This is a genomic window from Phenylobacterium sp. RIFCSPHIGHO2_01_FULL_69_31, assembly GCF_001824475.1.
Lineage (GTDB): Bacteria > Pseudomonadota > Alphaproteobacteria > Caulobacterales > Caulobacteraceae > Phenylobacterium.
This window is the reverse complement of the sequence record NZ_MHXN01000028.1, coordinates 98,395-112,442: the sequence shown is the minus strand read 5'-3', so window position 1 is coordinate 112,442 and position 14,048 is coordinate 98,395. Positions and strand designations below refer to the sequence as shown.

General features: G+C 69.7%; 13 protein-coding genes. 6 read left to right on the top strand and 7 right to left on the bottom strand.

Features of this window, described 5'->3' with window-relative positions; all coding sequences use genetic code 11:
• Window positions 1–94 precede the first annotated feature (94 nt).
• Window positions 95–466, top strand: a complete 372-nt coding sequence (locus A2790_RS14690) for a response regulator (protein WP_293393099.1) — start codon at window positions 95–97, stop codon at window positions 464–466.
• On the opposite strand, the gene fixJ is transcribed toward A2790_RS14690, so the two are convergent.
• From fixJ to A2790_RS14670, 4 genes are all read right to left on the bottom strand, one after another.
• Window positions 463–1,077 carry a response regulator FixJ gene (gene fixJ, locus A2790_RS14685; RefSeq protein ID WP_293393097.1) on the bottom strand — a complete coding sequence of 205 codons (615 nt, stop codon included), beginning with the start codon at window positions 1,075–1,077 and terminating at the stop codon, window positions 463–465. The two genes, A2790_RS14690 and fixJ, sit on opposite strands and share 4 nt — an antisense overlap.
• Before the next feature lies 1 nt (window position 1,078).
• Window positions 1,079–2,170, bottom strand: coding sequence for an ATP-binding protein (locus tag A2790_RS14680; RefSeq protein WP_293393095.1), 1,092 nt, complete (start codon window positions 2,168–2,170; stop codon window positions 1,079–1,081).
• A gap of 108 nt (window positions 2,171–2,278) precedes the next feature.
• Window positions 2,279–3,388, bottom strand: a complete 1,110-nt coding sequence (locus tag A2790_RS14675) for an S-(hydroxymethyl)glutathione dehydrogenase/class III alcohol dehydrogenase (RefSeq protein ID WP_293393093.1) — start codon at window positions 3,386–3,388, stop codon at window positions 2,279–2,281.
• An 83-nt stretch (window positions 3,389–3,471) separates the two neighbouring features.
• Window positions 3,472–4,719 carry a cytochrome P450 gene (locus tag A2790_RS14670; protein WP_293393091.1) on the bottom strand — a complete coding sequence of 416 codons (1,248 nt, stop codon included), beginning with the start codon at window positions 4,717–4,719 and terminating at the stop codon, window positions 3,472–3,474.
• Between the two features lie 117 nt (window positions 4,720–4,836).
• Here A2790_RS14670 and A2790_RS14665 point away from each other — a divergent pair, with 117 nt between their 5' ends.
• From A2790_RS14665 to A2790_RS14650, 4 genes are all read left to right on the top strand, one after another.
• Window positions 4,837–5,295, top strand: a complete 459-nt coding sequence (locus A2790_RS14665; protein WP_293393089.1) for a hypothetical protein — start codon at window positions 4,837–4,839, stop codon at window positions 5,293–5,295.
• A 40-nt stretch (window positions 5,296–5,335) separates the two neighbouring features.
• The gene (locus tag A2790_RS14660) at window positions 5,336–5,941 is read left to right on the top strand and encodes a CoA pyrophosphatase (protein WP_293393088.1); all 606 of its coding nucleotides are present in this window, start codon (window positions 5,336–5,338) and stop codon (window positions 5,939–5,941) included.
• Between the two features lie 87 nt (window positions 5,942–6,028).
• Window positions 6,029–7,297 carry an MFS transporter gene (locus A2790_RS14655; RefSeq protein ID WP_293393086.1) on the top strand — a complete coding sequence of 423 codons (1,269 nt, stop codon included), beginning with the start codon at window positions 6,029–6,031 and terminating at the stop codon, window positions 7,295–7,297.
• Between the two features lie 49 nt (window positions 7,298–7,346).
• Window positions 7,347–8,657, top strand: coding sequence for an aspartate aminotransferase family protein (locus A2790_RS14650; RefSeq protein WP_293393084.1), 1,311 nt, complete (start codon window positions 7,347–7,349; stop codon window positions 8,655–8,657).
• Here the strand turns inward: A2790_RS14650 and A2790_RS14645 are convergent.
• Entirely contained in the window at window positions 8,638–9,417 is a 780-nt protein-coding gene (locus tag A2790_RS14645; RefSeq protein WP_293393082.1) for an aminotransferase class IV, read from the bottom strand. The two genes, A2790_RS14650 and A2790_RS14645, sit on opposite strands and share 20 nt — an antisense overlap.
• Window positions 9,414–10,772, bottom strand: coding sequence for an anthranilate synthase component I family protein (locus A2790_RS14640; RefSeq protein ID WP_363081002.1), 1,359 nt, complete (start codon window positions 10,770–10,772; stop codon window positions 9,414–9,416). The genes A2790_RS14645 and A2790_RS14640 overlap by 4 nt, the downstream gene beginning before the upstream one ends.
• An 84-nt stretch (window positions 10,773–10,856) precedes the next feature.
• On the opposite strand from A2790_RS14640, the gene A2790_RS14635 reads away from it, so the two are divergent.
• Entirely contained in the window at window positions 10,857–11,714 is an 858-nt protein-coding gene (locus A2790_RS14635) for an enoyl-CoA hydratase-related protein (protein ID WP_293393080.1), read from the top strand.
• On the opposite strand, the gene A2790_RS14630 is transcribed toward A2790_RS14635, so the two are convergent.
• Window positions 11,711–14,038 (bottom strand): TonB-dependent receptor, encoded by a 2,328-nt coding sequence (locus tag A2790_RS14630; protein ID WP_293393078.1) that lies wholly within the window; start codon window positions 14,036–14,038, stop codon window positions 11,711–11,713. The genes A2790_RS14635 and A2790_RS14630 overlap by 4 nt on opposite strands.
• Window positions 14,039–14,048: the final 10 nt, after the last annotated feature.

Genomic DNA, 14,048 nt, shown 5'->3' with positions numbered 1-14,048 from the left:
CCGCCCGGGATTTCGGCGACCGGCGTTTGGCGTCACGATCCCGGTCCCTCGCCTGAACGGCGTTCACCCAGCCAGGAAAGCCGATCGCGACGCCATGGCGCCCCCGGCTGTGCATGTCATCGACGACGATGAGGCGGTGCGCGACTCGCTCGCCATCATGCTGGAGACGCGCGGCTTCGACGTCACCACCTACGCCACGGCGCAGGCGTTCCTGTCCCAGGCCGAGCGCGGCTTGGCGGGATGCGTGATCACCGACATCCAGATGCCCGAGATGAACGGGCTGCAGCTGCTGCGGGCGTTCAACGCCCGGAACATGCATATCCCCGTGCTGGTGGTCACCGCCCGCGCCAGCCGCACCCTGGCCCAGGAGGCCCTGGCCCAAGGGGCCCGGGCGGTGATCGAGAAGCCGTTTGCGCCGGAGTTCCTGGTCGAGGCGGTGCAGGCGGCCCTGGACGCCGCGGCCTAGCGACCCGCGCTCGCCTCGATCGCCATCCGGACCAGGTCGGACAGGCTGTCGGCGCCCATCTTCATCATCAGGTTGGCGCGGTAGGCCTCGACGGTGCGGGGGCTGATGCCGAGCTCGCGGGCGATCTCCTTGTTCGACAGGCCCCGGACGACGCCGTCCAAGACCTCGCGCTCGCGCGCCGACAGCGCCGCCAGCCGCTCCGCCGCTTCATTGCGGCGGCTGTCCAAGTCGCTGCGAACTTCGAGCTGGGTCAGCGCCTGACGCACGGCCGCCACGATGGTTTCGGCCGAATACGGCTTTTCAATCAGGTCCAACGCCCCGTTCTTGAGCGCCTCCACCGCCGTCGGCACGTCCGCCTCCCCGGTCAGCACGATCACCGGGAACTGCGGCAGGCGGTCGCTCAGCCGCCGGAGCAGTTCGAGACCGCTGATCTCGGGCATGCACACATCGGTGACGACGCAGCCGCTGACCGCCGTCTCGATGCCGTCGAGGAAGGCGGCGGCCGACGCATAAGCGCTGACCGCAAACCCCGACGCATCCAGCAAGGTGGCGAGCGAGTCCCGCACCGCATCGTCGTCGTCGATGATGTGGACCGTCCCCCCCAGCGTCATGTCAGGCCTCCCGCCCCGCACGCTTCAACGTGAAATGGAAGGTCGCGCCACCGTCGGCATTGCCTTCGACCCACATCCGTCCCCCGTGACTTTCGACGATGTTCCGCGAGATCGACAAGCCCACGCCCATACCGTCCGGCTTGCCGGTCACGAACGGTTGGAACAGGCGGTCGGCCACCTCGGGTGAAATGCCGGGGCCCGTGTCGGCGACGCTGAGCTGGACGAGGCCCGGCTCCGCGGCGCGAGCGGCGATCTTCAGTTCCCGCCGGGTGCGTTCGGCCATCGCCTCCACGGCGTTGCGCACCAGGTTCAGGATCACCTGCTGGACCTGAAGCCGGTCCGCCAGCACGCGATCGGCGGCCCGGTCGAACTCGTAGCGGATGACCACGCTGTCGCGGGCGATCCCAGCCCGCGCGACCTCGACGGCCTCCTGCACCAGGTCGGGGACCGATTCTTCCACGGCGACGATCTCGCCGCGGTCCAGGCTGGCCCGCGCCCGCGCCACGATCCGCCCCGCCCGGACGGCCTGGTCGCCCGCCTTGCGGACCAACTCGCTCACGCGCGGCGCCGGCACATCCTCGCGGCCCAGCAGTTGCTCGGCGGCATTGAGGTAGTTGGCGATCGCGGTCAGCGGCTGGTTCAGCTCGTGGGCGAGGGAGCCGGCCATCTCACCCATGGCGTTCAGCCGCGAGACCCGCACCATCTGCCGCTGCAGTTCCGCCATGCGCTGCGCCTGGGCCTGCGCGCGCCTCAGCCCCCGCTGGCGGGCGCCGCCTGCGATGGCGAACACGAGCGCGAAGGCCCCGTAGACGATGATGGCGCCGGGGCCCATGGGGCGTGCCTCCGCGGTCTCCAGGACCCACTGCCCCACCAGGAAGCCGACGCCCGCGACGAAGATCGTCGGCCAGAAGCCGCCGATGAAGGCCGCCAGCATCATGCCGGGCCAGGCGAGGAGGAAAGGTGCGTTGGGGCCGAAGGCCGTCTGGAGGGAAATCCGAGTGAGCGCGATCAGGCTGCCGAGACCCGCGGCAAGTGCGAACGTCCGTATTCGCGTCCACCCGAAGACGGACGAGATCGCCGTCGAAACTCGCACCGGCGTGCGTCCCCCATCAACTCCAGCCGGACAACCTTACCTTTCCAGAGACGACTGACAATCCAAGATTGATCCAACATTCACTTCCCGCGGGGCGGGCAGAGAACCTCAGTAGACGACCACGGTTCGAATACTTTCGCCCGCATGCATGAGATCGAAGGCCTCGTTGATCCGATCCAGCGGCAGCTTGTGGGTGATCATGGGATCGATCTCGATCTTCCCGTCCATGTACCAGTCGACGATCTTCGGCGTATCGGTTCGCCCGCGGGCGCCCCCGAACGCCGTGCCCTTCCACACCCGACCGGTGACCAGCTGGAACGGCCGCGTGGCGATCTCCTTGCCGGCCTCGGCGACGCCGATGATCACGCTTTCGCCCCAGCCGCGGTGGCAGGCCTCCAGCGCCTGGCGCATGACCGTCGTATTGCCCGTAGCGTCGAAGGTGTAGTCCGCGCCGCCGTCGGTGAGCGCGACCAGGTGCGCCACGAGATCGCCCTCGACGTCCTTCGGATTGACGAAATGGGTCATGCCGAAGCGGCGGCCCCATTCCTCGCGCGCGGGGTTGAGGTCGACGCCCACGATCATGCCGGCGCCCACCAGCCGAAGCCCCTGAATCACGTTGAGGCCGATGCCCCCCAGGCCGAACACGATGCAGTTGGCGCCGGCTTCCACGTCCGCGGTGTTGACCACCGCCCCCACCCCGGTCGTGACGCCGCAGCCCACGTAGCAGGCGGTCTCGAACGGCGCGTCCTTGCGGATCTTGGCCACCGCGATCTCGGGCAGGACCGTGTAGTTCGAGAAGGTCGAGCAGCCCATGTAGTGGAAGACCGTTTGGCCCTTGTACGAAAACCGGCTGGTCCCGTCGGGCATCAGCCCCTTGCCCTGGGTCGCGCGGATCGCCGTGCAGAGGTTGGTCTTGCGCGAAAGGCAGCTTTTGCACTGCCGGCATTCGGGCGTGTAGAGCGGGATCACGTGATCGCCGACGGCCACCGAGGTCACCCCGGGGCCCACCTCGACCACGACACCGGCGCCCTCATGGCCCAGGATCGATGGGAAGATGCCCTCGGAATCCAGTCCGTCGAGGGTGTAGGCGTCGGTGTGGCAGACGCCGGTGGCCTTGATCTCCACCAGCACCTCGCCGGCCCGCGGACCTTCCAGGTCCAGTTCCACGATCTCCAGCGGCTTCTTGGCCTCGAAGGCGACGGCGGCCCGGGTCTTCATCGCTTTTCCCTCGACTCGTTAAGCGGCCGGCAGCATCCCGGAAGCCCGGCAGGAAGGGAAGCGATTGCGCGTACTGCCGCGTCTCAGGCGTGGATGCGCACCGGCAGCGTCTCGTAACCCTTCACGAAGCTCGAGCGCACGCGCTTGGGCTCGCCGACGACCTCGATGTGGCGGAAGCGCTTGAGGATCTCTTCCCAGACGATCTTGAGCTGCAGCTCGGCCAGGCGGTTGCCGACGCAGCGATGGATGCCGAAGCCGAACGACAGGTGCTGGCGCGGGCGTTCCCGGTCGATGATGAAGGCCTCCGGATTCTCGATGGCCGTCTCGTCGCGATTGCCGCTGACGTACCACATGATCACCTTGTCGCCCTTGCGGATCGGCTGCCCGGCGATCTCGGTGTCCTGCAGCGCCGTGCGGCGCATGTGCGCGAGCGGGGTCTGGTAGCGGATGATCTCGGGCACCATGCTGGCGATCAGCTCGGGATTGGCGCGCAGCTTGTCGTATTCTTCGGGGAACTGGTTCAGGGCAAAGAGACCGCCGCTGATCGAGTTCCGGGTGGTGTCGTTGCCGCCGACGATCAGCAGGATGATGTTCCCCAGGTACTCGTCCGGGGTCATGTTCCGCGTCGCCTCGCCGTGGGCCATCATCGACACCAGGTCGCCCCTGGGCGGCGCGTTCACCCGCTCGTTCCAGAGGCGGGTGAAGTAGGCCAGGCAGTCCATCAGCTCGGCCTGGCGCTGGTCCTCGGTCTCGACGATCCCGCCCGGCACGGGCAAGGCCGTGGCCACGTCGGACCAGCGCGTCAGCTTGCGCCGCTCCTCGAATGGGAAGTCGAACAGCGTCGCCAACATCTGAGTGGTCAGCTCGATCGAGACGCGGTCAACCCAGTCGAATGTCTCGCCCACCGGCAATTCGTCCAGGATCTTCGCCGCCCGCTCGCGAATGATCGGCTCCATCAGCGCCAGGTTCTGCGGCGCCACGATGGGGCTCACGGTCTTGCGCTGCACGTCGTGGCGCGGCGGATCCATGGCGATGAAGCTGGGCCGGCGCAGGTCGGGCCGGGCATCGCGGATGGTGATGCCCCCCAGCGCCGCCTCCGACGAGAAGACCGCGTGGTTGGTGTCCACGGCCATGATGTCCTGGTAGCGCGTCACCGACCAGTAGGGCCCGAACTCGCTGTCCTTGCACCAGTGCACCGGCTGTTCCCGCCGCAGCCGCTCGAAGTAGGGCCAGAAGGCGTCGTGCAGGAAGAGGTCCGGATCGCCCGGATTGAGATCCTCGAGCGGCGTGGAATACGCCAGGTCACGCAGGTTGGCCGCGCCGTCCGCCATGATGGTTCCTCCTCCGGGGCCTCGCGTCTTTGCGCAGATCCTCCGTCCGGCCGAAGCATGACTCCAATCGCGCCCGAACGCCAAACGTCATAGGCTCGGCCATCGGAAGGGCCCACGATGCTGAAAGTCCTGCTGGCCGGCCTGGCGCTCCTGGCGACCGCCGCCGCCCCGGCTCGCGCGGTCCAAGTCTGCGCCTGGATCGACGAGACCGTCGGCGAGGACGACTATCACGAGCTGGCCCTCTGGCTGGAAGCCGACGGCGACGCCGATTTCTTCTACCGGATCAAGGGCGAGGGCCTGAGCGGCGAGGGCATGAAGGCCCACTCGCCCAGCAGCGGCACCTACGTCCTGCATGCCCGGGAGCCGGGAAGGCCGTGGAACTTCGGCGCGACCCTTACGCCGCCGGGCGCCATCGACGTGGTGATCGCACTGCGCGCCATGCCCAAGGACATCTTCTCGGACGAGGAGACCCCGCTGCTCGCCGCCTTCACGTTCAAGCGCAATGTCCCCGCGGGCGAGACCGCGCCGCCGAAGGATCTGTCGGCCCGGCAGTGCGCGACGTTGAAAGCCCCGTAGGACTGGCCCTGACGCTAGGGCGCCGCGCTACAGTCACCGCATGCACGCGCTGCGCACCCGGATCGAGGGCCACCTGGCGGGGTTCGAGCGGATCGCCATCGAAGCCGAGGGCCGCCGTCGCGCGGCCGTGGCGATCGTGTTGTCTCCGACGCCGGCCGGACCAGCCTTTCTGCTGACCCGACGCGCGCTCCACATGCGCCGCGGGGCCGGCAACTATGCCCTGCCAGGCGGCAACGTCGACCCGGGCGAGGACGCCGTCGACACGGCCCGGCGCGAGACGGACGAGGAGCTCGGCGTCAAACTGTCCCGCGAGGCGGCCCTGGGCCTGCTGGACGACTTCGTCACCTTGGGCGGCCACGTGGTGACGCCTGTCGTCTTCTGGACGCCTGAGCCCGTCAGCATCGTCCCCAATCCTGAGGAGGTGCACGCCGCCTGGCATATCCCCCTCGCCGACCTGGACCATCCCCGGGCGCCGCGCCGGGTGCGCAATCCCGCGGGCGGGCCGGCGATCCTGCGCATGTTCGCCCAGGGCTCTTGGGTGAACCCGCCGACCGCGGCCTGGCTCTACCAGTTCCGCGAGGTCTGCCTCCACGGTCGTCCCTGCCGCACCGACGGCATCGGCCAGCCCAGCTGGACGGCCAGATAGCTCGGCCGGCGCTGGTCATCGCCTGCACCATCCCGCCCCGGAACCTCCATTGGCGTTAGGCCCGATTCGGGCGCGACACTCCCCGACATGGCCCACCCCTACGTCGAGCTGCTGCGGGACCGGCGGATCCGCGTCCTGTGGGTCGGCCTGGCGTTGTCGGCCATCGGCGGGCAGCTCTACGGGGTCGGCGCCCTCTGGCTCGCGGCGGAGATGGCGGGGCCGAACGCCTCGCTGATGGTGACGGCGCAGTCGGCGGCCATCCTGGCGGTCAGCATCCTGGGCGGACCGGTGGTGGAGGCATTGCCCCGGCGCGGGTTCCTGGTCGGCGTCGACCTGCTTTCGGCCGCCGCTTGCCTGGTCGTCGTGGCCGCCGCAGCGACGTCAGGCCTGGGCTTTCCCCTGCTGGTCGCCGTGAGCGTGGTGCTGGGGGCGATGGGGGCGACCCACCGACCCGTCTTCCTGTCGAGCCTGCCCGCGCTCGCCCCGGCCAGCAGCCTGCGCGCCGCAAACGGCCTGTTCGACGGTACGGTCCGCGCCGCGCAGGCCAGCGGGCCGTTCCTGGCGGCGGCGATCTTGGCCGTGCTGCCGGCCATCCACCTGCTGACCGTCAACGCGGCGAGCTTCCTGGCCTCGGCGGGCGCCGTCGCTGCCGTGGGGCGGGGGCTGGATCGGCCGCGCGCCGTGGCGGCCGACGCCGCGCCGGCCAGCTTCTTCCGGCGCCTGGCGCGGGGCGTACACGCGGCGAACGCCTGTCCCGGCGTCTGGAGCGCGCTCGTCACGACGGCGGTGCGGGGCGGATCGTACGCGCTCGGCTTTACGGTCGCGGTGCCGCTGATCTTCTCTGGCCGCGATGGCGCCAGCGGGCTGGCGGGCGTGGCCGTCGTGTTCGGCGCGGCCGCAGCCTCCGAGCTTCTGGCCGGCCCGTTCGTGGTCCTGACCCAGCCCCAGCGGCCGCTCAGGCGCCAGTTCGAGGGCTATGTGGCGATCGGGCTGACCCAGGCCTTGGTCGGAGCAGCGGCCATGCTTTCGGGGCCGGCTCGCCTTCCCGCCATGGCGACGGCCGCGCTGGCGATGGGCGTCGGCCACTCCATCGCCGGCCTGCAGATGCTGAACTTCTTCAGCAGCCGCCTCGACGCCGACGACTACGCGGCCGTGCTGAGGCTGCGGCTGGTGCTGGTGATCTCGGCGATGATGGCGTCCACGGCGGCGGGGCCCTTCGTGCTGGCGGCGCTGGGTCCAGCGGTGACGGCCGTGGTCTGTGGGCTGATCGCCGCCGCCACGGCCCTGACCGGTCTGTTTGGGCGGCCCGCCCGGACGCTGGGTCCGGACTTCCGCCCGCTGGGCGCGGGGGACTAGCAGGCGGGCTGCGAAGCTGGCTTCATGCCAGCCCGACCCGGAGCCGCCCATGGCCTACGACCGCGACAATCGCCCGGACCTTTCGGCCTACTGGATGCCGTTCACCGCGAACCGCCAGTTCAAGGCCGCCCCGCGCCTACTCGTCTCCGCGAACGGGATGCACTACCGCGCCGACGACGGCCGCGAAGTCCTGGATGGCACGTCGGGCCTGTGGTGCGTGAACGCCGGTCACGCCCGGCCCGAGATCGCGGCGGCCGTCAACCAGCAGCTGATGACCCTGGACTACGCTCCGTCGTTCCAGATGGGCCACCCCATCGCCTTCGACTTCGCCACCGCCCTGACCAAGGTGGCGCCCGAGGGCCTGGACCGGGTGTTCTTCACCAACTCCGGGTCGGAGTCGGTCGACACCGCACTGAAGATCGCCATCGCCTATCACCGGGCCCGCGGCCAGGGGCAGAGGACAAAGATCGTTGGCCGCGAGAAGGGCTATCACGGGGTCGGCTTCGGCGGCATTTCCGCCGGGGGGCTCGTCAACAACCGCCGCCTCTACCCGCTACTCCCGTCCGACCATCTGCGGCACACCCTCGATGTGGGCCGCAACGCCTTCTCGCGCGGCGCGCCGCCCCACGGCGCCGAACTGGCCGACGACCTCGAGGGGCTGATCGCCTTGCATGGCGCCGAGACCCTGGCCGCCGTCATCGTCGAGCCGGTGGCCGGGTCGGCCGGCGTGATACCGCCGCCGGTGGGTTACCTGGAGCGGCTGCGGGCCATCTGCGACGCCCACGGCATCCTGCTGATCTTCGACGAGGTGATCACCGGCTTCGGTCGCCTGGGCCAGCCGTTCGCCGCCCAGTACTTTGGCGTGACGCCCGATCTGATGACCACGGCCAAGGGCATCACCAATGGCGTCCTGCCGATGGGCGCGGTCTTCGCGCGGCGCGAGGTGCACGATGCGGTGGTGGAGGGGTCCGAGACGGCCATGGAGTTCTTCCATGGCTACACCTACTCCGGACACCCGGTGGCCTGCGCCGCGGGCCTGGCCACGCTCGAAATCTACCGCCACGAAGGCTTGTTCACGCGGGCCGGCGCGCTGGCCGAGGCCTGGGCCGATGCGCTGCATGGCCTGAAAGATCTGCCGCTGGTGACCGACATCCGCAACCTGGGCCTCATGGCAGGCATCGACCTGGCGCCGAAGGGGGGCGAGCGCGGCTATGCAGCGATGGTGGCGGCGTTCGAGGCGGGCATCCTGATCCGCTGCACCGGCGACACCCTGGCCATGTCGCCGCCGCTGATCGTCAGCGAGGCGCAGATCGATCAGCTAGTCTCGACGCTGCGCGCGGTCATCTCGACGCTCGACTGACCGCCTTGGCGATGGCCGCGATCAGCGGCGAGTTCGGTAGGTCGCGCCCGTCCAGGCTGGCCACGGGCCGGACGCCCATCAGGCTGTTGGTGAGGAACATCGGAGTCCACCCGATGCGGCCGGGGTTGGCGTAGACCTCCTGCAGCGGGACGCCCAGGCCATGGCAGGCGGCGATGACCTGGCGCCGCATGATCCCATCCAGGACGCCGCAGGCGAGGTCCGGCGTGAACACCTCGTCGTGCCGCACCCAGAACACGTTGGCCGCCGCCGCGCAGGCCACTTCGCCCGCGGTGTTCAGCATCAGCGCCTCGTCGGCGCCGGCCTCGCGCGCCTCGGCACGGGCGATGACGTTGTCGAGGTACGAGAGCGTCTTCAGCCGCGAGGCCGGCGAGCGGTCATTGCGCCGCACCTGGGCGGTGATCAGCCGGGCGGGGCCGGGCGCGGCGCCCAGCGCCGCGGCCCTGGCGGTCAGGCGCGGGCTGGGCTCTGCCGGCGGATCCAGGCCGCGGTCGCCGGAGCCGGCGCTCCAGTTCAGACGCACGGCCGCGCGGATCGGGCTGCCCGCGGCGTCCAAGGCGACCAGGGCAGCCTTGCGAAGCTGTTCACGGTCCGGCGTCGGCAGGCGTAGCGCCCGACAGCCGCGCTCCAGACGCTCCACGTGATCGTCCCAGTGCGCCAGCGTCTCGTCCGCCCACAGCACCGTCTCGAACAGGCCGTGGCCGAGGGTGAAACCGCGGTCGTCGATCGGGATCTCGGTCATGGCGCGTCCATCAGGGCCTTGAGGATGGCGCCGATCTTGGCCGTCGTCTCAGCCACTTCGGCCGCCGGATCGCTGTCGGCGACGATGCCGCCCCCCGCGCGCGCTTCGAAGGCCCAGCCCGCCGCATTTTCGACCAGCGCGAGCGTGCGGATGAGCACGCTGGCGTCCAGGGCGCCGTCGACGCCGGCCCAGAACAGGCTGCCGCAATAGGGGCCGCGCGGCGCCTCGTAGTCCGCGATGACGCGCATGGCCTGCAGCTTCGGCGCCCCGGTGACCGACCCTGGCGGGAAGGCGGCCAGGAAGGCGTCCCAGGCGTCGCGGCCGGGCTGCAGCCGGCTGCGCACGCGGGAGACCAGGTGATGGACGTTGGCGTAGCTCTCCAGGCCGAACAGTTCCGGGACCTGCACCGACCCGGGCACCGACACGCGCGCCAGGTCGTTGCGCATCAGGTCGACGATCATCAGGTTCTCGGCCCGGTCCTTTTCGCTGGCCTGCAGTTCGGCGGCGAGCGCCGCGTCGGTCGCCGCATCGGCGCCGCGCGGGCGGGTGCCCTTGATCGGGTGCGTCTCGGCCCAGAGGCCGTCGGGGCCGGGGCGGACAGACAGAAACCGCTCCGGCGAGTTCGACACCAGGGCGCGGCCCGGCAGGTTCAGGAACGCGGCATAGCCGGCCACGCTCTGGCGGGCGAGGCGGGCGAAGACGTCGAAGGGTCTGACGTCCGGGCCGAGACGGCCGCGCCACGGCCGGGCGAGGTTGGCCTGGAAGATCTCCCCGGCGGCGATCCGCGCCACTGTCTCAGCCACCGCCGCGGCATGGCGCTCGTCGGGGACGGACAGCGCGACGTCTTCGGCGAGGATGCCAGCGCGGGGCTTGGCGCCCGCCTGATCCAGCCAGCCCAGCGCACCATCGGCTGCGGCGCCGGCGGCGGCGCGGTCACGCCCCCGCCCAACAGCCAGGGCTTGGCGCCGGCCCGCATGGAACGCCAGGAGCGCGGGGTAGCGCAGCAGGGTCAGATCCGGCCAGGCGCCTCGGACCTGGGGCGCCGTCGGCTCGAGCTGGGCCGAGAGTTCGTAGCCCGCAAGCCCCACCACGCCGCCCTGGAACGGTGGCCCGTCCGGAGACATCTCGCCCCGGCCCAGCAGGGCCCACAGGTCGCGGCCGACGTCCGCCATCGCATCGGGACGGCGCAGGACGTAGGACCATCCCCCGTCCCCCGAGAGCAGCACGCAGGCGTGCGTCTCCTCCGCAAAGGCGGAGGCCACGACCACCGGATCGGCCCAGGCGATGGCGCGCAAGGCGACGCAGGCGAGATCGCTTCCAGGCATGGAGACAGGGTCGGCGGCGGGGCTCCTCACGGCCGCGCCTATAGCCCATCCGCGGCCTGTTGACCTGCCCCCTCGTCAAGCGCGCCGAATGCCGAAAACGGCAAGGGAGGCCGCATGTCCTACGAGACGATCCTGTACGAGGTCGACGGGCCGATCCTGACGGTCACGCTGAACCGGCCCGACAAGCTGAACGCCTACACCGCCGTCATGGGCGCCGAACTGGCCGACGCCTTCCAGCGGGCGGACCAGGACGACGAGGTGCGGGTGGTGATCGTCACCGGGGCCGGTCGCGGCTTTTGCGCCGGAGCCGACATCTCCGGCGGCGCGGGCGCCTTCGACGCCAAGGCCGAGGGCTCGGTCGCCTTCCAGGCCCCGGGCCAGCCCCGGCAGGCGGGCGGCGGGTTCGTCGAGGCGATCTTCAACTGCCGCAAGCCGTCGATCGCCGCGATCAATGGCGCGGCGGTGGGGGTGGGGGCGACCCTGACCCTGCCGATGGACATCCGCATCGCCTCGTCGGCCGCGAAGATCGGCTTCATCTTCGCACGGCGGGGGCTGGTGCCCGAGGCCGGCAGCGCCTGGTTCCTGCCCCGGCTGGTAGGCCTCCCGCAAGCCCTGCGCTGGTGCCTGACCGGCACGCTCATCACCGCGGAGGAGGCGAAGGCCGGCGGGTTGCTGGCCGAAGTCGTGGGGCCCGAGGCCGTGCTGGCGCGGGCGCGCGAGATCGCCCTGGAGATCGCGGAGAACACCGCGCCGGTCTCCATCGCCCTGGCCCGCCAGATGCTGTGGCGGTTCGCGGGCGCGCCCGATCCGTTCGACCTGCTGAAGGTGGACGGGCCGCTGTCCATGCAGCTGGGCGCCGGTCCGGACGTGCGCGAAGGCGTCGGCGCGTTCCTGGAGAAGCGCCCGCCCCGATTCCCGGGGCGGGTCTCCTCGGACATGCCGCCGGCCTATCCCTGGTGGGACGAGACCTAGAAGGACTGGCCGAACTTCACCCCGATGGTCCGGGGCCGGATCGGGATCGTATAGACCCGCGTGCAGACGGCGGTGGCGCACTGCACGAACCGGTCGTTCTGCCCGTCGTCGTCGAACAGGTTCTTGGCGAACGCCTCGATCCGCCAGCTATCCTTGTTCACGCCGAACGAGAAGTCGAAGGTGGTCGAGCTGGGCAGCTTGCCGGTGACCGCCCGATCCACGATGCGCAAGTCCGGGTATGCGGAGCCCGTGTAGACCACCGAACTCTGGAGGTGGGCCTCCATATCGCCGATCATCCACTCGTAGCGCGCCGTCAGGTTACCTTTGAACTTGGCGGTAACCGGAAGCGACGTGCCCTTGAGCGCCTCCGGCGGCGCGGAGGGATCGGGAATATAGTCCTGACTTAGTTCGGCGTCCGTGTAGGCCGCGGCCCCCTGCAGCGTTAACCCGTCGGCCACCAGCCAGTTAATGTCGGACTCCACACCCTTCATCTTGGCCTTACCGCCGTTGCGGATCTCGGTGAGGCCGTTGGCGCCCAGGAACGAGAATTGATAGTCGTTCCACTTCTCGTAGAAAATCGCGCCGTTCCACCGGAGGCGATTACCCATCCAGCTCGTCTTCCATCCGATCTCATGGTTTTTCAGGAAGTCCGCGTCATAGGGCGGCTGGCCACCGCGCCGATTCACGCCGCCTGGCCGGAACCCGGTGGACAAGGTGGCGTAGACCATCTTGTCGTCATCGAACTTGTAAGTGGCGTTGATCCGGTAGGTGTGCCCGTCACCCTCGGTCGTGGTGTCGATATTTGTACACGGCCCGCCTTCCACGACCGCGGTCGGAGCGAAACAGGCGCCGACACCCGTGCGGGATGAATAGCCGAGACCGAAGCCGAAGAAGCCTTCGAGCGAGTTCTTGTACTTGAAGAAGCGGATGCCGCCGGTGATCGACAGCTGATCCGTCAGGTCGAAAGTGCCGTCGGCAAAGGCGGCGTAGTCGCGGTCGGTCCGGAGCTGCTTGGTCAACCACAAGGTGTCGGGCCAGCCGGGCACCTCGGTGGCGGTGGCCAGGTTGTCGATCCGGTAGCGCTGCTCGATGTTGTGGGTCTGCTTCTGGTAGAACAGGCCGGCCACCACCTTGAACCGGTTCTCGGTCGGGCTGGCGACCCGGAGCTCGTGGCTGGTCTTCTTGAAGTAGTCGCGCCCCTGAATGTACTGCGACGTGTTGATGAAGTTGCCGGCGTCGTCGGTGGTGTAGGCGCCATAGCCGAACAGCGTGTCATAGAAGTAGCTGTAGTCGGAATAATCAGAGTCGGTGTCGACCCAGCGGCGCATGTGCGCGCCGGCGTACAGCACGTCGAGGTTGGCGACCTGGCCCTCGATGGTCATGGCCGCCTGGACCCACTTGTCGTCCACGCCTTCGGGGTAATACCGCTGGACCTTGAGGTCCCCCAGCCTGGGGTCGGCCGCGAAGCCGCCATCCGCCTGGGTCCGCTGCCCCATCAGGGTGGGCGTGACGGACCAGTTCTCGGTCAGGTCGATCTTCAGCGCGGCGCGGGCGCCCACGATGTCGACCTCGTTGTAGTCGTTCTCCACCTCGCCAGCGTTGTTCACCGGGATGCTGCCGGTCGGGTAGACGAACGAGCCGGGGATGTTGTCGATGTAGCCGGCGTCATGTTCGGCCCAGGCCACCAGGCGCACCGCCGCCTTCTCATGCAGCGGGATGTTGACGAAGCCCTCGGCGCTGTAGCCGACGTCGCCGTGCGCGACCGAATTCGCCTCGAGGTCGTAGCCGGCCTTGAAGCCCGATGCGTCGGGCTTGTTGGTGATGATCCGGATCGTGCCGGCCTGGGAGCTGGCGCCGTAGAGCGTGCCCTGCGGCCCGGCCAGAACCTCCACGCGGGCGATGTCGTAGATGTGGACGTCCAGCGGCCCGGTGATGGTCGTCACCGGCTGCTCGTCGAGATAGACGCCGACGCTGGGCAGCGGGCCCGAGTGGTTGTTGTTCTCGCCGGAAGCGACGCCGCGCATGTAGAAGTTCGAGAAGCCCGGCGCGCCCGTGGGCGCCGTGACGCTCGGCATGAACTTCACATAGTCGACGGTGTCGTTGACCTGCAGCGACTCCAGCCGCTCGCTGCCCAACGCCTGGATGCTGATCGGCACGTCCTGCAGGTTCTCGGACCGCTTCTGGGCGGTGACCACGATCTCCTCCAGCTCCGCGCTCGACGTCTGGGCCAGGGCCGATCCGGCCGCGCCGGTCAACATGGTCGTGGCGAGAAGCCCCGCCGACCAGCGCGTCGCGCGCCTGAAATTCCGCTGATCGTTCATCATGTCGTCCCCC